The sequence below is a fragment of the Synechococcus sp. RS9909 genome, from assembly GCF_014279595.1.
Lineage (GTDB): Bacteria > Cyanobacteriota > Cyanobacteriia > PCC-6307 > Cyanobiaceae > Synechococcus_C.
Genome location: NZ_CP047943.1, coordinates 110,333 through 132,537, shown reverse-complemented (window position 1 = coordinate 132,537; position 22,205 = coordinate 110,333). Strand labels below are relative to the sequence as shown.

At 67.0% G+C, this 22,205-nt stretch carries 23 protein-coding genes; 9 read left to right on the top strand and 14 right to left on the bottom strand.

Annotated elements, in window-relative coordinates:
• Position 1 precedes the first annotated feature (1 nt).
• A complete protein-coding gene (gene smpB / locus SynRS9909_RS00680; protein ID WP_007101002.1) occupies positions 2-496 on the top strand; it encodes an SsrA-binding protein SmpB in 495 nt (164 codons plus the stop codon).
• Positions 497-505: 9 nt separating this feature from the next.
• Here the strand turns inward: smpB and SynRS9909_RS00675 are convergent, their stop codons facing one another.
• Positions 506-2,611 carry a protein kinase gene (locus SynRS9909_RS00675; RefSeq protein ID WP_007101003.1) on the bottom strand — a complete coding sequence of 702 codons (2,106 nt, stop codon included), beginning with the start codon at positions 2,609-2,611 and terminating at the stop codon, positions 506-508.
• 56 nt (positions 2,612-2,667) lie between these two features.
• On the opposite strand from SynRS9909_RS00675, the gene egtB reads away from it, so the two are divergent.
• From egtB to SynRS9909_RS00655, 4 genes are read left to right on the top strand one after another with little or no spacing between them, the layout of a single operon-like run.
• The gene (egtB, locus tag SynRS9909_RS00670; protein ID WP_007101004.1) at positions 2,668-3,879 is read left to right on the top strand and encodes an ergothioneine biosynthesis protein EgtB; all 1,212 of its coding nucleotides are present in this window, start codon (positions 2,668-2,670) and stop codon (positions 3,877-3,879) included.
• On the top strand, positions 3,876-4,823 hold the full coding sequence (gene egtD / locus SynRS9909_RS00665; protein WP_007101005.1) for an L-histidine N(alpha)-methyltransferase: 948 nt from the start codon (positions 3,876-3,878) through the stop codon (positions 4,821-4,823). The genes egtB and egtD overlap by 4 nt, the downstream gene beginning before the upstream one ends.
• A 46-nt stretch (positions 4,824-4,869) precedes the next feature.
• Positions 4,870-5,124, top strand: coding sequence for a hercynine metabolism small protein (locus SynRS9909_RS00660; RefSeq protein ID WP_007101006.1), 255 nt, complete (start codon positions 4,870-4,872; stop codon positions 5,122-5,124).
• Positions 5,124-5,609: a hercynine metabolism protein gene (locus SynRS9909_RS00655; protein ID WP_007101007.1), complete on the top strand. Its 486-nt coding sequence runs from the start codon at positions 5,124-5,126 to the stop codon at positions 5,607-5,609. The genes SynRS9909_RS00660 and SynRS9909_RS00655 overlap by 1 nt, the downstream gene beginning before the upstream one ends.
• Here the strand turns inward: SynRS9909_RS00655 and SynRS9909_RS00650 are convergent, their stop codons facing one another.
• The 7 genes from SynRS9909_RS00650 to SynRS9909_RS00620 form a co-directional block, all read right to left on the bottom strand.
• Positions 5,610-5,873, bottom strand: a complete 264-nt coding sequence (locus SynRS9909_RS00650; RefSeq protein ID WP_006042532.1) for a hypothetical protein — start codon at positions 5,871-5,873, stop codon at positions 5,610-5,612.
• 24 nt (positions 5,874-5,897) lie between these two features.
• Positions 5,898-7,403: a lysine--tRNA ligase gene (gene lysS / locus SynRS9909_RS00645; protein WP_007101008.1), complete on the bottom strand. Its 1,506-nt coding sequence runs from the start codon at positions 7,401-7,403 to the stop codon at positions 5,898-5,900.
• 56 nt (positions 7,404-7,459) lie between these two features.
• Positions 7,460-8,230, bottom strand: a complete 771-nt coding sequence (gene rpaB / locus SynRS9909_RS00640; protein WP_007101009.1) for a response regulator transcription factor RpaB — start codon at positions 8,228-8,230, stop codon at positions 7,460-7,462.
• Positions 8,231-8,334: 104 nt separating this feature from the next.
• Positions 8,335-9,642, bottom strand: coding sequence for a sugar ABC transporter substrate-binding protein (locus tag SynRS9909_RS00635; protein WP_186593771.1), 1,308 nt, complete (start codon positions 9,640-9,642; stop codon positions 8,335-8,337).
• A 25-nt stretch (positions 9,643-9,667) separates the two neighbouring features.
• Positions 9,668-10,174: a rod shape-determining protein MreD gene (locus SynRS9909_RS00630; protein WP_007101011.1), complete on the bottom strand. Its 507-nt coding sequence runs from the start codon at positions 10,172-10,174 to the stop codon at positions 9,668-9,670.
• Entirely contained in the window at positions 10,174-10,920 is a 747-nt protein-coding gene (gene mreC / locus SynRS9909_RS00625) for a rod shape-determining protein MreC (RefSeq protein ID WP_007101012.1), read from the bottom strand. Before mreC ends, SynRS9909_RS00630 begins: the two co-directional genes overlap by 1 nt.
• A 4-nt stretch (positions 10,921-10,924) precedes the next feature.
• Entirely contained in the window at positions 10,925-11,977 is a 1,053-nt protein-coding gene (locus SynRS9909_RS00620; protein WP_007101013.1) for a rod shape-determining protein, read from the bottom strand.
• A gap of 166 nt (positions 11,978-12,143) precedes the next feature.
• On the opposite strand from SynRS9909_RS00620, the gene SynRS9909_RS00615 reads away from it, so the two are divergent.
• The gene (locus SynRS9909_RS00615) at positions 12,144-12,536 is read left to right on the top strand and encodes a single-stranded DNA-binding protein (protein WP_007101014.1); all 393 of its coding nucleotides are present in this window, start codon (positions 12,144-12,146) and stop codon (positions 12,534-12,536) included.
• A 53-nt stretch (positions 12,537-12,589) separates the two neighbouring features.
• Here SynRS9909_RS00615 and SynRS9909_RS00610 read toward each other — a convergent pair whose 3' ends face one another.
• The gene (locus SynRS9909_RS00610) at positions 12,590-13,249 is read right to left on the bottom strand and encodes a DedA family protein (protein ID WP_007101015.1); all 660 of its coding nucleotides are present in this window, start codon (positions 13,247-13,249) and stop codon (positions 12,590-12,592) included.
• Positions 13,250-13,309: 60 nt separating this feature from the next.
• Positions 13,310-14,740 carry an adenosylhomocysteinase gene (ahcY, locus tag SynRS9909_RS00605; protein WP_007101016.1) on the bottom strand — a complete coding sequence of 477 codons (1,431 nt, stop codon included), beginning with the start codon at positions 14,738-14,740 and terminating at the stop codon, positions 13,310-13,312.
• 25 nt (positions 14,741-14,765) lie between these two features.
• Here ahcY and tsaE point away from each other — a divergent pair, with 25 nt between their 5' ends.
• Positions 14,766-15,281: a tRNA (adenosine(37)-N6)-threonylcarbamoyltransferase complex ATPase subunit type 1 TsaE gene (gene tsaE / locus SynRS9909_RS00600; RefSeq protein WP_038000960.1), complete on the top strand. Its 516-nt coding sequence runs from the start codon at positions 14,766-14,768 to the stop codon at positions 15,279-15,281.
• Here the strand turns inward: tsaE and SynRS9909_RS00595 are convergent.
• Complete coding sequence (locus SynRS9909_RS00595) at positions 15,254-16,300, bottom strand: carbohydrate kinase (RefSeq protein WP_007101018.1); 1,047 nt, start codon at positions 16,298-16,300, stop codon at positions 15,254-15,256. The two genes, tsaE and SynRS9909_RS00595, sit on opposite strands and share 28 nt — an antisense overlap.
• 62 nt (positions 16,301-16,362) lie before the next feature.
• Complete coding sequence (mutT, locus tag SynRS9909_RS00590) at positions 16,363-17,538, bottom strand: 8-oxo-dGTP diphosphatase MutT (protein ID WP_007101019.1); 1,176 nt, start codon at positions 17,536-17,538, stop codon at positions 16,363-16,365.
• A 94-nt stretch (positions 17,539-17,632) separates the two neighbouring features.
• Here mutT and SynRS9909_RS00585 point away from each other — a divergent pair, with 94 nt between their 5' ends.
• Both SynRS9909_RS00585 and SynRS9909_RS00580 read left to right on the top strand, forming a co-directional pair.
• Positions 17,633-19,309: an alpha-keto acid decarboxylase family protein gene (locus tag SynRS9909_RS00585; protein ID WP_038001749.1), complete on the top strand. Its 1,677-nt coding sequence runs from the start codon at positions 17,633-17,635 to the stop codon at positions 19,307-19,309.
• 18 nt (positions 19,310-19,327) lie between these two features.
• Positions 19,328-20,275 carry a LysR family transcriptional regulator gene (locus SynRS9909_RS00580; RefSeq protein ID WP_007101021.1) on the top strand — a complete coding sequence of 316 codons (948 nt, stop codon included), beginning with the start codon at positions 19,328-19,330 and terminating at the stop codon, positions 20,273-20,275.
• Here the strand turns inward: SynRS9909_RS00580 and SynRS9909_RS00575 are convergent.
• Both SynRS9909_RS00575 and SynRS9909_RS00570 read right to left on the bottom strand, forming a co-directional pair.
• The gene (locus SynRS9909_RS00575; protein WP_007101022.1) at positions 20,238-21,812 is read right to left on the bottom strand and encodes an NAD(P)/FAD-dependent oxidoreductase; all 1,575 of its coding nucleotides are present in this window, start codon (positions 21,810-21,812) and stop codon (positions 20,238-20,240) included. The two genes, SynRS9909_RS00580 and SynRS9909_RS00575, sit on opposite strands and share 38 nt — an antisense overlap.
• A 44-nt stretch (positions 21,813-21,856) precedes the next feature.
• Positions 21,857-22,117, bottom strand: coding sequence for a DUF3764 family protein (locus tag SynRS9909_RS00570; RefSeq protein ID WP_038000961.1), 261 nt, complete (start codon positions 22,115-22,117; stop codon positions 21,857-21,859).
• Positions 22,118-22,205: the final 88 nt, after the last annotated feature.

Genomic DNA, 22,205 nt, shown 5'->3' with positions numbered 1-22,205 from the left:
GATGGCCAAGGGGGGAGGAAAGAAAAGCGCTGCAGCCAGGGCAGCGGCCAACCGTCTGCTGGCGGACAACCGCCTGGCGCGTCATCAATACGAGATTCTTGAAACGCTGAAAACCGGCATCGAGCTGGTGGGCACGGAAGTGAAATCGATCCGGGCCGGTCAGGCCAATCTGCGCGATGGCTTCTGCCTGATCCGCAACGGCGAACTGCAGCTGCACAACGTGCACATCGCCCCCCACAGCCACGCCAGCGGCTACTACAACCACGACCCCCTGCGGGTTCGGCGCCTGCTGGCCCACCGGCGCGAAATCGACAAGCTGCGGGGCCAGCTCGACCAGAAGGGACTGGCGCTGATCCCGCTGAACATGCACCTGCAGGGGTCGTGGATCAAGGTGACCATCGGCCTTGGCAAAGGCCGCAAGCTGCACGACAAGCGCGCCGCCGAGAAGGAGAAGCAGCTGAAAAAGGAAACGCGAGCGGCCATTGCTCGTTACTGAGATGGCTCGCTACTGAGTTCCGGCAGCCCCTGGCGGTGTGTCTGGCGCAGCGGGCTCAGCCGGCGGTGCAGGCTCAGCCATGGGTTCCGGCATCCCCGCCGGCCTGGGGCCAGGCGGTTCCGGCATCGTCTCCACGGAGCCGCGGGCGCCGGTGGCTGGATCTGGAATCGGCTGCGGATCCACCTCAGGCAGGGGTTTCGGGGCCGGACGATCGGCGCGGCAGGAGAGGGTGAGCAGGCCGGAGGAGACCCCCTCGTTGGTGACCAACACCTGCACCGGAGAGCCCGCCTCCGGCGTCAGCGTCACCACCCGCAGCGGGCCCCGTTCCGCCGCCACCTGACCATCAGCGCCATACACCGTCATCTGCATCAGGGGAGTGCCGTTGATGCCGAGCACGAGACGACGGCCCGCCGGCACCTGGATGGTGATCAAACGGGCGCCGCCCGAAGGCACCCGGCTGGAGAGCACCACCGGCGCATCGGGCCTGGCCTTCAGGGTTTCGATCTGCACATCCGCCAGGCCTCGCATCGCCGCCGCATACCAGAGCTGCAGATAGGGCTCCGGCGGCTTGCTGCCGCTCACCACCCCTGGCAGAAGATTCTGGGCCGACGCACTCACCAGCTGCTCCACCACCCGGGGGTTGACGCCCTGTGCGGTCAGGGCCTCCCGTTGTTTCTGCCAATCCGCTCCCTTGAGACGGCCGAGGCGGGAGCGCAGATCCGGTGGCAGCTGCTCCACCCGGGCCAGCCATTCCTCCGCCAGCTCATTCCAGACCCGGCGCAGCGGCGCATCCTCGAGCGAGTCGCTGGGCAGGCGGCCGTTCCGCTCCGGGAAGCGGGCCAGCAGGCTGGCATCCACCAGCTGCAGGAACCAGCTGCGGTCGATCTGAAGCGCACGAAGGCGGCTGAGCAGCTGCTGCCGCTGATCCACCTCCGCCGGCGGCAGGCTTGCCGTCGGCGCCCGCCCCACCACATCCCGCTCCGTGGAAGGGGCGCGATCGGGGGCCCGGCCCCGGCTGAGCAGAAACCAGCCGATCGCTGTTCCAAGCACGGCGGAGATCAGCAGTGCCGCCACCACAGGCCAGAGACGCCCCTCCGCCGCCTGCTGACGCTCCTCCTGCCGAGGCCGGCTGCGCGACGCGGGGGCCTCAGCAGCTGCCGCAGGCTCAGGCTCCAGACTCGGCAGGGCGGGAGGCGTGGTCTCCCGGACCGGCACGGGAATCGGCGCCACCGGCGCCAGAACCACCGTGCGCTCCGAGAGCGCCTGGGGACCGGTGGATTCCGGCATCGCCACGGCCTGAAGCGCTTGCAAGGCCTCGCGGGCCTGCTCGAAACGCTCGCCCTGACGCTCGCTCAACAGACGCTCGAGCACACGTCGTAAAGGAGCCTCCAGGCTGAGGCTGTCGGGCAGGCGCCAGGGACTCGCCTGATCGCTCCCCTCAGCCAACAGCTGCTCCGGTGCACGACCGCTCAGCAGGGTGAGGGCCGTGACCCCGAGGCCATGCAGATCCATCCAGGCCGCGGCCGCTTCGCCGCGCCCCTGGGCCCGAGGGGCAAAGCCGGCGGTGGCTCCGGCGATCGGCTGCTGGCCCACCTGCTGCAGCAGGCCGAAATCGATCAGCACCGGCAGACCGTCCTGATCGCGGCGGAGCAGATTGCCCGGGTTGAGATCCCCATGCACGAGCTCACGGCCATGGAGCACGGCCAGGGCTGGCAGCAACTGCCGCAGCAGCAGCAGCACCTCCCCGGCGCCGAACACCAGCTGGCGTTCCCTGCGCTGGCTCTGGATCTGGCGCAGGCTCTGACCTTGCTGCCACTCGCGCACCAGCCAGAGGGCACCGTGTTCCTCCAACAGGCCACCGAAGCGGGGAATCTGGGGGTGCAAGACCGCCTGCATCGCCGGCCAGATCGCCCGGAAACGGGCCTGGGCGGCGGGATCGCGCAATTCACGCAGGGCGACGGGCGCATCGGCAGCGAGCGTGTCGGCCGCACGCCAGAGGATCCCCTGGGGAGCTGAGCCAGCGGTGGCACCCACGCCAGCTGCAGCCTCAGCCGCAGCACCACTCAGCTTCTGATCGATCCGATAACGCTCCGCGAGCACAGAGCCGATCTCCATCGTTCCCGCCGCAGTGGGCTGATGGTAGAAGGGGCTCGCCGAATGACCAGCAGGCCATGCCGCTGAGCACGTTGCCTTCCCTGCTGTCGCGGTTGCTGGAGGTGCGCCGCCGCAGCGAACGCCTGATCGAACCGCTGCAGCCGGAGGACCTCTGCCTGCAGGGCATGGCGGATGCGAGCCCGCCGAAATGGCACCTGGCGCACACCACCTGGTTTTTCGAAACCTTTGTGCTGGAGCGCTTCTGGCCCGAGCACGAGACGGCGGATCGCCGCTGGGGCTACCTGTTCAACTCCTATTACGACGCCATCGGCCCCCGGCAACCGAGACCGCAGCGCGGTCTGCTCAGCCGACCGACGATCGAGGCGGTGCTCACCTGGCGCCGCCGGGTCGACGCCTCGCTGGAGCGGTTGCTGAACCGCAATAACGACCGCCACTGCTTGGAGTTGGTGGAGCTGGGCCTGCAGCACGAGCAGCAGCACCAGGAGCTGCTGCTGATGGACCTGCTCGATGGCTTCAGCCGTCAGCCGCTGGAGCCGGTGTATCGCAGCGATGCCGACCAGCCCACGCCAGTCACCTGGACCCAGGCAGCCGCGGATGGGCCTGGCTGGCTGGAGCCCACCGCTGGCCTGGTGGAGATCGGCCACAGCTGCGACGGTTTCCACTTCGACAACGAGGGGCCGCGCCATCGGGTGTGGCTGGAACCGTTCGCGATCGCGGACCGGCTGGTGACCAATGCCGAGTTCCATCGCTTCATCGAGGACGGCGGCTACCGACGACCGGATCTATGGATGAGCGAGGGCTGGGCGCTGCTTCAGGAGCGGCAGTGGCAGGCACCGCGCTACTGGCGCCGCGATGCCCCCGAAGGCCCCTGGTTGTGGGAATTCACCCTGGCGGGTCGCCAACCGCTGCAGCCCGAGCGTCCCGTGCGTCATCTCAGTTGGTTTGAGGCCGACGCCTATGCCCGCTGGGCCGGCGCCCGACTGCCCAGCGAAGCGGAATGGGAGGTGGCGGCGCGGCAGTTCAACGGCGCGCTGCATCAAGCCCACGGGGAGCTGTGGCAATGGACCGCCAGTCCGTATCGGCCCTATCCGGGCTTCCAGGCGGCAGCCGGTGCCGTGGGGGAATACAACGGCAAATTCATGACCTCCCAGTTTGTGTTGCGCGGCAGCAGCCGGTGGACCCCAGCGGGGCACAGCCGCCTCACCTACCGCAATTTCTTCCCACCCGCCTCGCGCTGGATGGCCTCCGGCCTGCGCTTGTGCCGATGAACCTGATCGATCTTCATCCCGCTGCCGCCGACATGCACCAACTGGTGCACGAGGGCATGGCACGTCAGCCCCGCCAGCTGCCGGCCTGGTTTCTCTACGACGCCGAGGGCTCGCGCCTGTTTGATCAGATCTGCGAGCAGCCGGAATACACCCTCACCCGCACCGAAATCGCCCTGCTCAACGCCAGCGCTGCTGAGATCGCCACCAGGCTCGGTGCGGGGGTGATCGTGGAGTTCGGTGCCGGCAGTGCCCGCAAGGTGGGGCCCCTGCTGGCGGCCCTGCAACCGACCGCCTATGTCGCCCTCGACATCAGCGCCTCCCATCTGCGCGAGGCGCTCGCCGCACTCCAACCGGTCCACCCCCGGGTGCCGATGCTCGGCATCTGCTGCGACCACAGCCAACTCGACGCCCTGCCCCCCCATCCGCTGCTGGAGGGCCAGAAGCGGCTCGGCTTCTTCCCCGGCAGCTCCCTGGGCAATTTCAATCGGCAGGAGGCCGTGCAGCTGCTGCAACGCTTTCGCCACCTGCTGGCGGGAGGCCCCTTGTTGCTCGGCCTTGACCATCCCAAGCCGGCCCAGCAGCTGGAGGCGGCCTACAACGACGCTGCCGGGATCTCCGCCGCCTTCGCCCGCAACCTGCTGCAACGGCTGAACCAGGATCTGCAGGCGGATTTCAACCCCGAGCGGTTTCGCTACCGGGCCCGCTGGCAAGCCGACCACAGCCGGGTGGAAATGGCCCTGATCAGCTGCTGTGAGCAAGAGGTGAGCATCGACGGCCAGCGGTGGAAGTTCGCGGCAGGGGAGCCCCTGGTCACGGAATACAGCGTCAAATACAGCCCGGCGATGGCCGAAGCCCTGGCAAAGGAATCGGGCTGGCGCTGCGCAGCCCGCTGGCATGACGCCGCCGACAGCCTCTCCCTGCATCTGCTGGAAGCGGCAGACTGAGGTTTGATCCCGTCATCGCCGCTGCCATGCGTCGCGAGAAACAGCCATGAGTCGCGAGGAACAGCGCCGCACCATCCGCCAACAGCGCGAATCCCTGATCGAAGAGCTGGAAACGCTCTACGGGCAGACCTTTGAACGGCTCAGTGCACTGGATCTCGGGGAGGGATCGGTGGCCCGCCTCACCCAATTGCTGCTGCGCTCCCGCGACGGAGCGATCACACCACTGCAGCAGGAGATCGAAGCGCCCTTGATCACCTCACCGGCAACCCCGGCGGCTTCCCCAGCCCCCGAGGCCGACTGATGGCTCCCAGCTGGCTGGATCAACTCGAACGCAACCTGGAGGAGCGTCTCAACGCCTTTCTGCGCTCCAACCCTCAGCAGGATCAACTGCTGCGCCAGCAGCACCTGCACGACCGGCAACAGGACCTGCAACGCCGTCGCCGCCAACTGCAGGAGCAGGCACAGGAGCATCGCCGCCAGCTGCTCAGCCTGGCCCGGGAAGTGCGCGACTGGCGCGGCCGCAGTGATCGAGCTCGCGCTGCCGGCGCCATGGATCTGGCACGACGGGCTGAAGCCCATACGCAGACCCTGATGGATCAGGGGCGGCAGCTGTGGGAGGAACTGGGCCAGCTCGGCCAGCAGTTCCGGGATCTCGACCACCAACTCGATGCCTTGCACCGAAGCGCTTCCCAGCAACAGCAGGGACGGAGCCTGGATGAGGACTGGGCCCTGTTTGAAGCTCAACAGGAACTGGAGGAGCTGCGGCGCCGCCAGGGTCTCAGCTGATCAGGCCTTGGGAGCCGGTGGTTCGAGGCTCACATTCTCCGGCGGCGGGGTGGGATCAGGATCGGCAATCAGCATGTGCTGGAGCACGATCTCAGGTCGTTCACTGTCGCGCCAACGGATGCGGTAAGCGGGCATCTTGGTGCCACGGCTGGTGGTCTGCTCCACCGGCTCCATCACCCAGCCGCGCCGGGAGCGCCCCTGGGGATTGCGCTTGACCACCGCATCGGCGTGCTTGAAGCGGAAACCTACGCGCTCACCACTCATGGGAAGAGAACCCAGCCACTGGGTCTAATTATCCATGCTGACGGGTCGGGCCTCGGGACGCAGCAACGGGAAGGCGATCACATCGCGGATCGAAGCACTGTCGGTGAGCAGCATCACCAGCCGATCGATGCCGATCCCGAGGCCGCCGGTGGGGGGCATGCCCACCTCCAGGGCCTGGAGGAAATCCTCATCCACCCCATGGGCTTCGTCATCACCTGCAGCCCGACGGGCCTGCTGATCCTCGAGTCGCTGGCGTTGATCGAGGGGATCGATCAGTTCACTGAAGGCATTGGCGGTCTCACGACCGACGATGAACAATTCGAAGCGTTCCACCAGGCCCGGTTTGCTGCGGTGCTTGCGGGCCAGCGGGGAGATCTCGATCGGATAGTCGATCACAAACGTGGGCTGGATCAGCGTGGCCTCCACCCGTTGCTCAAAGGCTTCGTTGAGCAGGCGACCGACGCTGTCGGCCGCATCCGGCACCTCCAACCCCGCAGCGGCCATGGCCGCTGCGGCGGCGTCGCGACCGGCGGCTCCAGGGCCTGTGAACGCAGTGAAATCGAGACCTGTGGCTTCCTGCACGAGCTCATGCATCGTCGCCCGGCGCCAGGGGGGCGTCAGATCCACCGCCGTGCCCTGGTAGGTGATGCGGGTGGTGCCGCAGATCTGTTCGGTCACCGAGGCGATCAACTGCTCGGTGAGGTTCATCATGTCGACGTAGTCGGCATAGGCCTGATACACCTCCACGGAGGTGAATTCCGGGTTGTGGCGGGTGCTGACCCCTTCGTTGCGGAAGATGCGCCCCAGCTCATACACCCGTTCGAAGCCACCCACCACCAGGCGCTTCAGATGCAGCTCGGTGGCGATGCGCAGGTAGAGGGGCAGATCGAGCGTGTTGTGGTGGGTGATGAACGGCCGCGCTTCCGCCCCACCGGCCTCCGCCTGCAGCACGGGCGTCTCGATCTCGAGAAAATCGCGGTCATCCAGCCAGCGCCGGATCGCACTCACCATCAGGGCGCGGCGCCGGAAGGTCTCGCGCGACTGGGGGCTGACGATCAGATCGAGGTATCGCTGCCGGTAGCGCTTCTCCACATCCGCCAGGCCATGCCATTTATCCGGGAGGGGCTGGAGTGCCTTGGTGAGCATCTGCCACTCGGCCACCTTCACCGACAGCTCACCGCGATCGGTGCGACGCAGAATCCCCCGCACCCCGATCCAATCCCCCGCATCCACCAGGGAGGTGAGTTGGGCGAAGGCGTCACCGAGGCTGGCTTTCTCCAGAAAGAGCTGAATCGGGCCGGAGGCATCCGCCAGGGTGAAGAAGGCGAGTTTGCCCATCACCCGTCGGGTCATCACCCGGCCGGCCACCGCCACCTCCAGCTGGCGCTCCTCGCCATTGGCAAGGTCGGCATGGTCAGCCTGCAACTGCGCCGTGCGGTGGCTGGGCTCAAACCGCAGGGCATAGGGCTCCCGCCCCAGCTCCCGCAGAGCGTTGGCCTTCTCTAAACGGGTGTCGCGCAGCTCAGACAACGGGCCTTCAGCAGTCGGGCGCCATCCTGCCCGACCGCTTCGCCAGCGGCGGTGCCTCAGCCGGTTGCCACCTGGGGAAGATCTCCCATGCGCTGGGAGGCATAGCCGATGCCCCGCACGGTGAGAATCAATTCCGGATTGCGCGGGTCGGGCTCGAGCTTGCCCCGCAACCGCGCCACATACACATCCACCACACGGAGATCAGCGGCGCGGCGGGGAGGATAGCCCCAGAGCTGCTCCAGGATTTCAGCGCGAGGCACCACCCGGCCGGGCTCGCGGAACAACAGTTCGAGCAGGCTGAACTCGGTGTAGGTGAGGGCAATACGCTCACTGCCACGGGTCACCTGGCGACGGTTGGTGTCCACCATCAGATCACCCAGGCGCAGCACGCCCTGCCCCACCGGCACCTCACGCGGTTCCGCCGTGGCGGAGCCGCGGCCGATACGGCGCAGGATCGAGGCGATCCGGGCTTCGAGCTCCTTGGGGCTGAAGGGCTTGGGCAGGTAGTCGTCGGCGCCGAGATCCAGGCCGGCCACCCGCTCGGAAATCGCTTCCAGAGCGGAGAGGAAAATGATCGGCACGCAGGACTCAGCCCGCAGTCGACGGCAGACCGCGAAGCCATCGAGCTTCGGCAGCATCACATCGAGCACCACCAGATCCGGGCTATCGCGGTGGAAGAGCTCAAGCGCCTTCTCGCCATCTTCAGCGCAGATCACCTGGTACCCGGCCAGCTGCAGCCGCATCACAAGCACGCGCCGCACGGCGGGTTCGTCATCCACCACAAGGATCGTCGCCTTCGGCGTGCTGGATGGCCCGGCTTCGGGCATGCGAACCGCTCGTGAGGAGTCGCAACCCTACCGTTCAGGGCAAACCGATTACGAGAGAAGCGATCACAGGGCCTTGAGACTTCCGATTATCTTAAGAAAACGCTCTAGTGCCAGCGGGCCTCGGCGTAGCGATTCCACTGCAGCGCCGCCTCCTGAACCGCCTCGTCGCTGCTGATCTGGCCAAGCATGGCCCGCTGCAGCTGGGTGTAGATGATGCTCTGCAGCCGCTTGATGCCCGGGCTGGCCGGCACCAGCACCTTCGCCGACTCCAGGGTCTGGGCCGACAGCAGGCGCGCCTGACGGATCTGCGCCTGCTGCGGTGTGGTCGGCGCCTCCGCCTCCAATTCGGCCCGCACCTGGTTGAGGGCCTGCCGCGAGGAGGGCAGCACCCGGGCCTCTCGCGCGAAGCGGGCCTGGTTGGTGGCATTGGTGAGGAAGAGGGCCAGGGCCGCCGCCTCCCGTTGACGCGCACTCTGACGGGGCACCGCCAGGGTCATCAGGGCCACATTGGCGGTGCCATCCACACCGGTGAGGGGCGGAAATGGCTCGGTCTGGGCCGCGATTCCAGGCGCGTTGGTCTGAATGCTGCGCAGGAACTCGGCACCGCTGGCCAGCACGGCCAGCTCACCGCTCTGATACAGCTCGATTGCCCGTCGCTGTCCCTGACTCACCACTTCACGCGGCAACAGGCCTTCGCGATAGAGATCGGTCCAGAACGCAAAGGCGCGGCGGCCAGCCGCCGAGTCGAACGCCGCCCGCTGGCGGTCATCCAGCAGGGTCACCCCCATCTGAACCATCGACTCCAGCAATTCGGCGGAGTCGTCGGGAACCACGGTCACAAACAGGCCGTAGCGCCCGGTGGTCCGGCGAATCCGGCGCGCGAACGCCGGCACCTCCTCCCAGCGCTGCGGCGGCTGCTTCAAGCCCGCCTCCGCCAGGAGGGCGCGGTTCACCAGGCTCAGGCGCACGGTGAGATACCAGGGCACTGCGATCTGACCGGCCTGGGGATCGCGCGCCGCCTGCCACACCGACGGCAGATAGCGGCTGGATGCCCCCTCCGGCAACAGGGGCGTGAGATCCGCCAGTCCGCCCTTGCTGGCGAGATTGGCCGCAAAGGGTGGATTCAGGTTGACCAGATCGGGCGCCGTGCGCGCGAAAACGGCGGCGAGCAGCTTGCGTTCCACCGATCCCCAGGGCAGATCCGTCCAACGGACCGGTGCCGTTGGGTGCTGACGCTCCCACTGATCGATCACCCCTTCCATGTAACCGTTGAACTTGGGCGCCAGTTGGAGCGTCCAGAGCTGCAGCGGCCCCTCGGTGCGGGCCGCCGGGCGGCAGCCCCAGGCCAGCAGGGTGGAGCCGCTCAGCAGCAGCGCGAGCAGAACAGTGCGGCGGCGCAGGGAGAGAACCATCTCGGGCGAACTCAGGCGAAGAGCATCAGGCCGGGGCGCGGCGGCGCCAGATCAGCAGCTGCCAGGACGCGAGCATGGGCGCAAGCAGACCGGTGAGCACAGCCTGCAACAGACAGAGCTGCCAGGCCCAGTGCTGCAGCACCGGAGCATCCAGGCCCTGGAGCAGTCGCAGCTGCACCCAGAGGCTGAGGCCGAGCGCCATGCTGCCGATCCAGGCGAGCAGCCCCAGGTTGAGGCTGCGCTGAATCGGCCGCCCACGGCGGCCCAACCTCCCCCACCACCAACCGAGCAGCATCAACACGGGCACCTGTGTCAGGCCGTTGCCGCTGAGGCCATCCAGCACCAGCCCCACACAGGCGCCGGCCACCAGCCCGGACACCGGGCCATCCACCAGCGACCAGGGCAGCAGCCAGAGAATCGCCCAGCTCGGCGCCACCCCCGAGAGGGTGAGCCAGGTGGGGGTGGCGAGGGTGAGCAGCGGCACCAAGAGGGCGGAGGCCACACAGATCGGTTGTTGATGCAGCCGTGCCATCAGCGGGTCTGCACCTGCACCCAGTCGACGGCATCCGGTGACGCCACCAGTTCCACCACCGCATCGGGCGCAGGCACGCCGCGGGGGTTGATCGACTGGATCACTGCCACCGGCAGATTGGGGGGGAGCAAGGTGCTGGCGGGTGAGGTGCTCACCAGATCGCCGGCACGGGCTTTCACGTCCTTATCGAGAAAGCGCAGCTGGGGCCTGCTGGTGCCCACGCCCACCAGCAGGGCATGCTGTTGCGTTCGCGGCACCCACACCCCCACCTGACTGCCCGGTGAGGTGAGCAAACGGACGCGAGCTGTGGAGGGGGTGACGCTCTGCACCCGGCCCAGCAGCCCACCCGGGCCCATCACCGCGTCTCCGGCAGCGAGGCCAGCGAGGGACCCCTGGCCCAGCTCCAATTGCTGCCACCAACCCTCCACCCGGCGGGAGATCACCGCCGCCGACACACGGCGACTGACATCGGCGTTGCGATCCAACTCCAGCAGCCCCCGCAAGCGGGCATTGTCTTGCTGCAACAGCTGCAGGCGGGCGCGCTGCTCAAGGCTGGCGGCCGACTGCAGCCATTCCCTCTGGGCAGAACCGGGCCAGAAGGGGCGACTCAACAGGGCGTAGGCATCAGCGAAACCAGCCCCCTTGCTCCAGCGCACGGCCGCAAGGGCGGCGAGCAGCGCCAACCAGGGCCAGAGACGTCGCCAGCCCCGCAGGCGTGGCACGGTCGGCCACTGGGAGGAGCCCATCGGTTCAGGCCGTCACCGTGTTGCGCACGTATTCGGGCGTGTCGAGCACACGCTGCAGACGCTTGTAATCCTCCAGCACCTGGCCGCAGCCATTGACCACGCACAGCAGCGGGTCTTCAGCAATGTGGGTGAAGATGCCGGTTTCGTGGCTGATCAGGTCGCTGATGCCCCGCACCAGGGCGCCGCCGCCGGCCAGCATGATGCCGCGATCAACGATGTCGGCCGCCAGCTCGGGCGGGGTGCGCTCCAGGGTGCGCTTCACCGCTTCCACGATCACATTGAGCGGCTCAGCGATTGCTTCGCGCAGGTCACCGGCCTGGAGCTGGATCGTGCGGGGCAGCCCCGACAGCAGGTGCAGACCGCGCACATCCATCACGGTCTGATCGAACTCGTTGTCGGGGAAGGCCGAGCCGATCCGGATCTTGATGTCTTCCGCTGTGCGCTCACCCACCACAAGGTTGTGCACCTTCTTGAGATACACGCCGATGGCATCGCTGATCTCATCACCGGCCACCCGCACGGATTCACTCAGCACGGTGCCGCCGAGGCTCAGCACCGCCACCTCGGTGGTGCCACCGCCGATGTCAACGATCATCGTGCCGACGGGTTCGGTCACCGGCAGACCGGCACCGATGGCCGCCGCCACCGGCTCATCAATCAGATGCACTTCACGGGCTCCGGCCAGACCGGCTTCACGCACGGCACGCCGCTCCACACCGGTGACGCCGCTGGGGATGCCCACCACCAGGCGGGGCGCCACGATGCCGCGGCCCTCGTTGCCCTTCTGGATGAAGGTCTTGAGCATCTGCTCGGCGGCATCGAAATCGGCGATCACGCCATCGCGCAGGGGCCGCACGGCCTTGATGTTTCCCGGGGTGCGGCCCAGCATCAGCTTGGCCTCATCCCCCACCGCCAGGGGCACACCGCGCTCCAGATCCAGGGCCACCACCGAGGGCTCCTGCAGCACGATGCCGCGGCCCGACACATAGATAAGGGTGTTGGCTGTGCCCAGGTCGATCCCGATGTCACGGGACAGCTGGAAACGACGAAAAAGCACCTTGGCCCGGCTCAGGTCGGCGAATCATAGGGGCAGTTGAGCGGCCCTTCAGCCCACCAGCCTGTGACACTCGATCCGAACGGTGGAACTCCTTGAAAGCAGCCACAACAACTGTCGATCCAGACAGCTGTGGCGCATCATTGACCCAACCACATTGGAGACTGACATGGGCGTGAATTCCGTCACCCTGGTCGGCCGAGCCGGCCGCGACCCTGAAGTGCGTTATTTCGAATCCGGCAGCATGGTGGCGAACCTCACCATGGCCGTGAACCGCCGCAGCCGCGACGACGAACCCGACTGGTTCAACCTGGAGATCTGGGGCAAACAGGCCCAGGTGGCCGCCGACTACGTGAAGAAGGGATCGTTGCTGGGCATCATCGGCAGCTTCAAGCTGGAGCGCTGGACCGATCGCAACAGCGGTGAGGAGCGCAGCAAACCCGTGGTGCGGGTCGACCGTCTCGAGCTGCTCGGCTCCAAGCGCGACAGCGATGCCGCGGCCGGCGGCTTCGGAGGCAACTTCGGCGATGGCAGCCCCAGCGAAGAGGAAGTGCCGTTCTGAGCTGAGTCAAGGGCCCACAGGGCCGGAACCGCAAACCTTTCGCGGCCGACGCTTCAGTCGGCCGTGTTGCGTCTCCGCCAGATCCTCAACCCGAGCCACACCGCTCCCGCCAGCACAGCGATCACCAGCAGCACCTTGATCAGCTTGGAGACCGGCTCGATCCACAGCTCCACGTTGCTATAGCCCTCACCCAGCACCATGCCGGCCACGGTGAGCAGCAGGGTCCAGATCAGACTGCCGGCCGTCGTCCAGATCAGGAAGGGCGGCAGCGGCATCAACTCGATGCCGGCGGGCACGGAAATCAGGGTGCGGATGCCGGGCACCAGCCGCCCCCAGAACACCAGAGCGGTGCCGTAGCGATTGAACCAGCGGCGACTGCGCGCCAGCTCCTCGGGGCTGATGCCGATCCAACGGCCATGACGGCCCAGCCACTGCTCAATCCGCTCCTCGTTGATCAGGCGACCGATTCCATACCAGGGCAGGGCACCGAGCACGGTGCCGATCAGGCCGGCGAGCACCACCGGAATGAACTGCAGCTGGCCCTGCTGCACGTAAAAGCCCCCCAAGGGCATGATCAATTCCGAGGGGATCGGCGGAAAGAGGTTCTCCAGGAACATCGCCGCGAAAATCGCGCCGTAGCCCGCCCAGGGATTGGCCTCGACGGCCTGCCCGATCCACTGGGGCAGCTGGGTGAGGAATTCAGAAAGCCCCATGGAGCCTGCGCACGTTCGCGCAAGTCTTCCATGGGGCGTCAACGCAACCCGAGGCGGGGATCAGTAGCGGTAGTGGTCGGGCTTGTAGGGGCCTTCTACAGGCACGTTGATGTAATCGGCCTGATCCTTGCTCAGCTCGGTGAGCTTGGCGCCGATGCGATCGAGGTGGAGACGGGCCACCATCTCATCGAGGTGCTTGGGCAGCACGTACACCTCCTTGCCGTACTCGTTGCCCTTGGTGAACAGCTCGATCTGGGCCAGCACCTGGTTGGTGAAGGAGTTGCTCATCACGAAGCTGGGGTGGCCGGTGGCGCAACCCAGGTTCACGAGACGGCCCTCGGCGAGAAGGATGATCCGGTTGCCGCTGGGCAGGGTGATGTGATCCACCTGGGGCTTGATGTTCTCCCACTCGTAGGCCTTGAGGGAGGCAACATCAATTTCATTGTCGAAGTGACCGATGTTGCAGACGATCGCTTCGTCCTTCATCTTCAGCAGGTGCTCGTTGCGGATCACCTGGTAGTTGCCGGTGGCGGTCACGAAGATGTCCATCTGATCGACCACGTCTTCCAGACGCACCACGCGATAGCCCTCCATGGCGGCCTGCAGAGCGCAGATCGGATCCACTTCCGCGATGCACACGGTGGCGCCGAGCCCACGCAGCGACTGGGCCGAACCCTTGCCCACATCGCCGTAGCCCATCACCAGGGCCTGCTTACCGGCCACCATCACATCGGTGGCGCGCTTGATGCTGTCGACCAGCGACTCACGGCAGCCGTAGAGGTTGTCGAACTTGCTCTTGGTGACCGAGTCGTTGACGTTGATCGCCGGGAAGGGCAGTTCGCCGCTCTTCTGCATCTTGTAGAGACGGGCAACACCGGTGGTGGTCTCTTCCGTCACGCCCTGAATTGCCGCCTTGGTGCGGGAGTAGAAGCTGGGATCTTCGGCCAGCTTCTTCTTGATCGAGGCGAAGAGATAGGTCTCCTCCTCGTTGGAGGGGTTGTCGAGCACGCTGCTGTCCTGCTCCGCCTTGCTGCCGAGCATCACCAGACCGGTGGCATCGCCGCCGTCGTCAAGGATCATGTTTGGGGCACCGCCATCGCCCCAGGCCAGGATGCGATGGGTGTAGTCCCAATACTCCTCCAAGGTCTCGCCTTTGACGGCGAACACCGGAATGCCGCGGGCGGCCATGGCGGCAGCGGCGTGGTCCTGGGTGGAGAAGATGTTGCAGGAGGCCCAGCGCACCTCAGCGCCCAGCTCCACCAGGGTCTCGATCAGACAGGCCGTCTGGATCGTCATGTGCAGGGAGCCGGCGATGCGGGCGCCCTTGAGGGGCTTCTCGCTGCCGTATTTCTGACGGAGCGCCATCAGACCGGGCATCTCGGTCTCAGCGATGTCGAGCTCCTTGCGGCCGAAATCGGCCTGATTGATATCCGCAACGACGTAGTCGGAAGCGACCTGAAGGCCGGTCGTAGCCGTGGGTGTTGCCACCATGAGTTGAAAACTCCCTGGGGAGGACGTGGACAGGAATCTCTGCAGAGTCTCCGAGGCTTCGGGCTCGCCAGACCTTCAATCTACAGAGGGAAGCTGGATCCTCACGGATCTGCAGGCGACACGCGACCTCGGTCGCGCGCTGGCCGGCTGGTTGCCCGCCGGCTCCCTGCTGTTGCTGCAGGGCCCGCTCGGGGCCGGCAAAACCTCCCTGGTGCAGGGCATGGCGGAGGGGTTGGGGATCAGCGAACCGATCACCAGCCCCACCTTCGCGCTCGCCCAGCACTACCCGCAGGGGCAGCCGCCGCTGGTGCATCTCGATCTCTACCGGCTGGAGCTGGCCGCTGCCGCCGATGACCTGTTTCTGCAGGAAGAGGAGGAGGCCCGCGCCCTCGGCGCCCTGCTGGTGGTGGAGTGGCCCGAGCGGCTCAGCCTGGAGCTCACCGATGCCTGGACACTCAGGTTGAACCACCGCCAGGAGGGCGGGCGGCTGGCCCAGCTGCGCGAGCCAGCGATTCAGCTGGACGCCTGCACGGGCGCCTGAGCCAGAAAGGATTCCACAGCCGCGGCCGAGGGCTGGGGATCGATGCCTCCCGCCCCAGCGCACACCAAAGCACCGCAGGCCGCCGCGAAGCGCACCACCTGCTCCACCACAGCCTCACTGAGCTCGAGGGGATGACCAACGGCAGGCGTCAGCCGCACCAGCTGATGCAACAGGCCGGCGGTGAAGGCATCACCGGCACCGGTGGTGTCCACCACCCGAGGCGGTGCGAGCACCGGCATCGCGCCGTTGTGCCCGGCGATGCACCAACGCACAGGATCACCCCCATTGGTGACCACCACATCCGGCCGCTGCGGCAAACGGGCGCTGACGGCAACCGGATCATCCGTATCGAACAGCCATTCCGCTTCCTCCCGCGCCAGCTTCAACAGCGCCGCCTGCTCCAGCAGAGGGGCGATCGCAGCCAGGGCTGCGGCATCCGGACCGGCCGCAGGATCGGCGTCAGCCCTCCAGAAGGTGGGGCGCCAGTTCACATCCAGGGCGATCCGCACCTGATCACGCTTGGCCAGCGCGAGCGCGGACCCCAGCGCCGCGGCCGAGGCCTCACTGGCGAGGGGAATGGTGCCCACCAGCAACCAGCGCACCGCGGCCGCCAGGGGAGGCCAGGCCAGGGCGAGAGCCTCCGGCTCAAGGGCCTGATCGGCAAACCCCTGCCCCCGATCGCCCGCGAACCCCTGAAACACCCGTTCCCCATCGAGGTGACGACGCACCAGCACCACCCGGGTGGGGCGAGCGGCATCCCACTGCAGCCCGCGCAGATCGACACCGCGATCCACCAGCACTTCACGGAAGCTGGCGCCGATGGCATCGTCGCCCAGCCGGCCGATGAAGCCTGCCGCCGTGCCCAGACGGGCGAGAGCACAGGCCACGTTGGCGGGCGCGCCGCCAAGCCGGTCATCGCACTGCTCCGGCGCAGCGCTGAGGGGATCACCACCCGGCGGACCGAGCCGATCCACCAGGGCCTCTCCGAGGCAGAGCACCTGCGGGGAGGGATCGGCCATGGTGGATCGTGCAGCGGTCTGCTTGGCAGCCTGGCCAGGGATCGCCTGGCTGCCAACAGGGTTCAGCCCGCCTGGGGCAGATCGCCGGCGGCGATGCCGAGATGCTGGCGCAGGGCCGCGATGATCCTGGCGTTGGCGGCGGGGAAGGGGTAGGCATCGAGATCGTGTGGCCGCACCCAACGCACCTGCTGACTGGCCAAGGGCTGCGGTTCACCGGAACGCCAGCGGCAGAGATGCACCACAAAGCGCAGCTTCTTGTGGCTGTAGGCGTGCTCCAGGCGGATCAGCTCGTCACCCACCTCCGCCTCGATCGCCAGCTCCTCCTGCAGCTCGCGTTGAATCGTGTGCGCGATCGCCTCACCGGGCTCCTGCTTGCCGCCGGGAAACTCCCAGAGTCCTCCGAGCAAGCCCTCGTTGAGACGCTGATCGATCAGCACCTCACCGGCTGCATTGAGCACCACGCCCACACCGATCACCTGAAAGGGCACGGAGCGGGGGGCGTCTTTCACGGGGTAGTGATCGGGAGTGCCGGCAGCGTAGGCAGCACAGCTCGCGCGCCAGGGACACACACCGCAGGAGGGCTGGCGCGGCGTGCAGAGCGTGGCGCCCAGATCCATCAAGGCCTGATTGCAATCCCGACCCCGGCCGGGGGCCGCTGCGACCAGGGCCTCGCTCCACTGCCAGAACAGGGCCTGCTGCCGCATCGGTGGCCGCGGATGGGCCTGCAGGCGGGCCAGCACCCGGCGCACATTGCCATCAAGAATCGGCAGTGCACTATTGAACGCCGACGAGAGAATGCCGCCGGCGGTGCTGCGACCGACCCCGGGCAGGGCAAGCCAGAGCTCCAGCTCCCGGGGCCAGGCCTCGCAGGAGCGATCGGCACCGCAGCGCCACTGCTCCCGGATCGATCGCGCTGCCGCCAACAGGCGCCGACCACGGGAGTAATACCCCAGCCCCTGCCACTGCAGCAGCACGGCCTGCTCCTCCGCCGCCGCCAGGGCCTCCAAGGAAGGAAAGGCCGCCATCCAGCGCCGCCAGTAGGGCAACACCACCTGCAGCTGGGTCTGCTGCAACATCACCTCGGCGACCAGAACGCCGTAGGGATCAATCGCCTGCCCAGGCAGGGGCCAACGCCCCTCAGGCGTGACCATCCAGGGCTTGAGGCCTGGCGCGCGGCGACCGTGCTGCTGCCACCACTGGAGGAGGGCTCGAGTGGTGAGGCCGTTGAAAGGAGACAACGCTCCGACAATCCAAAGAGATTTTGGAGGGGAAGGTTAACGATGTGATCCCCTGTTTATGAACGAATCACTCCCACTCGCTGATGATCCAACGATGGCCGCTCCCAGCGTTGCTCAGTACACCCTCAGCCGCCTCGCCCAGCTGGGCATCGACCAGATCTTCGGCGTTCCCGGTGATTACGCCTTCTCGATCGACGATGCGGCGGAGGAGGTGCCCGGCCTGAGCTGGGTGGCCTGCGCCAATGAACTCAATGCCGCCTACGCCGCTGATGGCTACGCCCGCATCCGCGGGGCGGCGCTGCTCACCACCACCTACGGCGTGGGTGAACTCTCCGCCATCAATGGCGTGATGGGTAGCAAGGCCCATCGCCTGCCGGTGTTTCACCTGGTGGGCATGCCCAGTGAACGCATCCAGAAGCAGGGGCTGATCACCCACCACAACCTGGGGGATGCGGTCTACGACCGCTTCCAGGTGCTGTCGGCCGAAGCGGCCTGCGTGAGCGCGGTGCTCACGCCGGACAACTGCATTGATGAGCTCGAGCGCGTGATCCGCGAGGCGCTGCGCCAGAGCAGACCGGCCTACCTGGTGATCTCGGAGGTGAACGGCGGCCAGCCGGTGCTCGGCACCCCGGTGCAGGGCCAACCGCTGGTGGCGATCAAACGACAGCACAGCGTGCCGCAGGAGCTGGAAGCCGCCGTGGGCACGATCCTGGCGCGCCTAGCAGCAGCGCAGAAACCTGTCGCCGTGCTCACCCACCTGGTGAGCCGCTATGGCGTGCGCGATCAGGCCCTGGAGCTGATCCGCAAAACCAATCTGCCCACCGCCCTCACCCCCAACGACAAGGGAACCATCGACGAATCCATGCCGCAGTACGCCGGGCTTTACGCCGGCGACTGGTCGTCGTCGGATGCGGTGCGCGATCTCGTGGGCAACGCCGATCTGGTGCTCGACATCGGCGGCATCATCACCACCGAACTGAACACCGGCCTGTGGACGGGCAACTATGACCCCGCCAAGGTGGTGTCGATCCAGGACAACTTTGTGCGCGCCGGCAGCAAAGTGTTCGTGAATGTGGCGATCGACGATGTACTCAACGCCCTCTGCGAACGCGTCAGCACCCGCTGCAACGATCACGGCCTCAAGCTTGAGCCGATGCCGCTGGTGGGAGCAGCCGGCGATGCCACCTGCTCGGCCACGTTCTACCCGCGCCTGCAGCGCCGCCTGCGCGCCGGCGACACGCTGGTGATCGAAACCGGCACCTGCATGACCCACCTCAACAAGGTGCTGCTGCCGGAGGGCGTGAGCGCCGAAGGCCAGGGCCTGTGGGGCTCGATCGGCTGGGGCACTCCGGCCTGCCTCGGGGTGGCGATGGCCAAGACATCAGGGCACACCTGGATGGTGACCGGCGATGGCTCTCACCAACTCACTCTGAACGAACTGGCGGTGATGGGGCGCTACGGCGTGAAGCCGCGCATCTTCGTGCTCAACAACGGCCTCTTCGGCATCGAGGATGTGATCAGCGAACGCGGCCACGGCTACGACGATCTGGCGCCGGTGAACTACCACCTGTTGCCGGAAGCCTTCGGCTGCCGCAATTGGCTCAGCGCCCGGGTGAGCACCGTGGCGGAGCTCGATGCAGTGCTCGATCAGATCGACGCCCACGACGGCGCCGCCTACATCGAAGTGATGATCCCCAACGAGGAAAGCCAGCCCCTGCCGCAGAGCACCATCGACAGCGGCTACAAACTCAGCACCCCTCCGATCGGCTGAGGTGTTCAACAGCAGGGTTTGAGCCTTCCCGTCTCCCCGTCCGATCTGCATGATTTCGTGCTGGTGGTGCAGCACGGAGGCCTCAGTGCTGCCGAGCGGGCGACGGGGATCGACAAATCGAGGCTGAGCCGGCGGATCACGCGCCTGGAGCAGGCGCTGGGGGTGCAGCTGCTGCGGCGCACCCCCCGCCATGTGACACTCACCACGGCTGGCGAGCGGGTGTATGCCCACTGCCGTGAAGGGCTGCTCTGCTTCGAGCGCGCGATCGAAGAACTGAACGAGTTGGCGGCGGAACCGAGCGGACGCGTGCGCCTCTCCTGCCCGGTGCAGATCACCCAGACCTACCTCACACGGTTGCTGCCGGCCTTCCTGCAGGCCTACCCGCGCATTCAGGTGGAGGTGGAGGCCAGCGATCGAATCGTGGATCTCTCCCGCGACCCGATCGATCTGGCGCTCAGGGTGCGGCCGGAGCTGGAGGACAGTCGCCATCTGGTGGCTCGGCCGCTGCTGCCGGTGCGCAACTGGCTGGTGGCCAGTCCGGTGCTGATGGAGGCGCGCGGAGCGATCGAAGATCCCGAAGCCCTGGCCGACTGGCCGAGCGTGGCTTGGCCCTCCGCCGTGAGCGAAGCGGGACCGATCTGGGCCCTGCGCCGCCACGCTCAGATCGAACGCTTCAGCCACCAGCCCCGACTGCTGGTGAACAACCTGGATGTGCAACTGCGGGCCGTTGAGACCGGCATCGGCATCGGCTTGCTACCCAACGTGATCGTGACCAATGCCATCGAGGCCGGCCGGCTGGCGCGGGTGTTGCCCGACTGGGAGGGCGAGTGCGAGGAGCTGATTCACCTGATCTTTCCCCGCAGTCGTCACCCCAGCCCCGCCACCCGTGAACTGATCAGCTACCTCTGCGCCCACCTACCCGACCAGATCAGGGCAGGGGTACAGCCTCCCGGGCAGGCTGGCTGAGGGCGTCACGCAAACCCGCCTCCTCCGGCCTGAGCACTGTGTCGGCTTGATGCCCGAAGCAGGCGGCCGCCGCAAGCGTGCGCTGGGGCGCCTCCGCCAGCGCATCGGGGCCCTCCAAGCGGAAGGAGGCCGGCGAGAGAGGGCCAAAGAGCAATGCCCGCTCCAGCTCAGGCCAGCGCGACAGGGTGGGTTCCACACCAGCCAGGCGGGCGAACTGCAAGGCCATCCCTTGCATGGGAACGCCTTCTGCCGGCAGCGGACGGGCTGCCTGGGCATTGATCGCCGCCTGCATCGTCTCCCTATCCGGCAGCTGGGTGGCATCACCCCAGCAACCAGCGAGCCAGCGGGCCTGCAGTTCGAGCACAGGCCAGTACGGGCCGATCAAGCCATAAAAGCCGATGAAGGCCAGCCCGGGAAGCTGCGGGTGCAGCGTCTGGGCATAGAGGCCCATGCTTTTCTCCTGCAGGTTGATGAGCTCGCACAGGTCACGACTGAGGAAGGGCAGGTGGAAGCGGAAGCCCGTCCCGAGCAGCAGGGCGTCAAAGCGCTCGCGGCTGCCGTCCTGAAACACCACGCTGTCGCCCTCGATCGCCTCGATCCAGGGATGCACCTGGATGCGGCCCTCGGCCACCAGGGGCAGGAAGCCCTGGCAACCGCTGATACCAGCCTGCAGGATGTTGGCATGGGGTTGGCGAGCCCCCCACTGCTCCGGGCTGCCGGCATGGCGGAGCACCTCAGCCTTGAGTGCCTCCGCCACCGCCTCGATCGGCAGACATTCAGCCGCCAGAGCCGCTGAACGGGTGAACATCACATGATCGTTGGGCACACCCGCCAGCAGCTTGGGAAGCACGTAGCGCTGCCGGCGGTAGGTGGCATGCACCTCCACGCCCTGCTGGGCCAGGGCAGTGGCGATCTCCAGAGAGCTGATCGAACAACCGACGCTGAGCACCGAAGCGCCGCGGAAGCCCTCGGCACCGCGGAAGTGGGCGGTGTGGTGCACCCCGAGGCGACCGCTGAAACTCTCCAGGCCGGGAAGGTTGGGCGTGCTCGGACAGGATTGGGCACCGGTGGCCACCACAACCTGCTGGAAACGGGCCTGCAGCAACACGCCTTTCTCGCGCCAACGCAGCTGCCACCCCTGTCCTGAAGGGTCACGATCCAGTTCGGTGACCTCGCAGCCATAACGGATGCGGCGCAACAGATCAAAGCGCTCGGCGTAGCGCTGCAGGTAGACCTGCGCCTGCTCGCGGCTGGGATAGGTGGCGGTGCCCTCGGGATGATCGAGATCGGAGAAGGCGGTCATCACCCGGCTGGTGTTGGTCACCAGACCGGGCCAGGTGGCGCTGCGGCGATTCGCCCCGTTCCACTGACCGCCCAGCTCCGCGCACGACTCCAGCAACAAACAGTCAAACCCCTTGGCCAGCAGCCAGCGCGCAGCCACCAGGCCGCCGGGACCGGCACCGATCACCGCCACCGGCGGCAGACCGTTGAGGACGTCGGGCTGGTGGGGCGGAACGTTGGTGACCGAGGCAGACATGGCTGAGGGGACAAAGAACGCTGGAGTGAGAACGGCTCAGCCGATCAAGCGGTGTAAACCTTCACCTGGGTGGTTTCCGGTTTGTGGCCGGCATCTTTCATCGCTTCGGCGGATGCCTCCATGAAGCGCTCCAGCACGCCGGGTTCGGCCTGGAGGATCACGCAGACCTTGTCGTCGGCGTCAGCCGCTTTGCCGCGGAACACGGTGGTGATGCCGAACTCAGTGCGCTTGGCAGCGTGGGCATCAAACCCTTCAAGCCACTGGCTGTAGGGAACAGCCAGATCAAAGGTGACGATGTGGGTCAACACGGGAAAAGTCCGAAACGGAGGACGGCGGGACCGTATCGGCGGCGGCCAATCCTGAGAAAGCCCCTGAACCACAAAGCACTGTTGC

Bases quoted from the DNA above. Each gene is read 5' to 3' on its own strand.
- smpB (WP_007101002.1), top strand. From the start codon at position 2: ATGGCCAAGGGGGGAGGAAAGAAAAGCGCTGCAGCCAGGGCAGCGGCC.
- SynRS9909_RS00675 (WP_007101003.1), bottom strand. From the start codon at position 2,611: ATGGAGATCGGCTCTGTGCTCGCGGAGCGTTATCGGATCGATCAGAAG.
- egtB (WP_007101004.1), top strand. From the start codon at position 2,668: ATGCCGCTGAGCACGTTGCCTTCCCTGCTGTCGCGGTTGCTGGAGGTG.
- egtD (WP_007101005.1), top strand. From the start codon at position 3,876: ATGAACCTGATCGATCTTCATCCCGCTGCCGCCGACATGCACCAACTG.
- SynRS9909_RS00660 (WP_007101006.1), top strand. From the start codon at position 4,870: ATGAGTCGCGAGGAACAGCGCCGCACCATCCGCCAACAGCGCGAATCC.
- SynRS9909_RS00655 (WP_007101007.1), top strand. From the start codon at position 5,124: ATGGCTCCCAGCTGGCTGGATCAACTCGAACGCAACCTGGAGGAGCGT.
- SynRS9909_RS00650 (WP_006042532.1), bottom strand. From the start codon at position 5,873: ATGAGTGGTGAGCGCGTAGGTTTCCGCTTCAAGCACGCCGATGCGGTG.
- rpaB (WP_007101009.1), bottom strand. From the start codon at position 8,230: ATGCCCGAAGCCGGGCCATCCAGCACGCCGAAGGCGACGATCCTTGTG.
- SynRS9909_RS00635 (WP_186593771.1), bottom strand. From the start codon at position 9,642: ATGGTTCTCTCCCTGCGCCGCCGCACTGTTCTGCTCGCGCTGCTGCTG.
- SynRS9909_RS00630 (WP_007101011.1), bottom strand. From the start codon at position 10,174: ATGGCACGGCTGCATCAACAACCGATCTGTGTGGCCTCCGCCCTCTTG.
- mreC (WP_007101012.1), bottom strand. From the start codon at position 10,920: ATGGGCTCCTCCCAGTGGCCGACCGTGCCACGCCTGCGGGGCTGGCGA.
- SynRS9909_RS00615 (WP_007101014.1), top strand. From the start codon at position 12,144: ATGGGCGTGAATTCCGTCACCCTGGTCGGCCGAGCCGGCCGCGACCCT.
- SynRS9909_RS00610 (WP_007101015.1), bottom strand. From the start codon at position 13,249: ATGGGGCTTTCTGAATTCCTCACCCAGCTGCCCCAGTGGATCGGGCAG.
- ahcY (WP_007101016.1), bottom strand. From the start codon at position 14,740: ATGGTGGCAACACCCACGGCTACGACCGGCCTTCAGGTCGCTTCCGAC.
- SynRS9909_RS00595 (WP_007101018.1), bottom strand. From the start codon at position 16,300: ATGGCCGATCCCTCCCCGCAGGTGCTCTGCCTCGGAGAGGCCCTGGTG.
- SynRS9909_RS00585 (WP_038001749.1), top strand. From the start codon at position 17,633: ATGGCCGCTCCCAGCGTTGCTCAGTACACCCTCAGCCGCCTCGCCCAG.
- SynRS9909_RS00575 (WP_007101022.1), bottom strand. From the start codon at position 21,812: ATGTCTGCCTCGGTCACCAACGTTCCGCCCCACCAGCCCGACGTCCTC.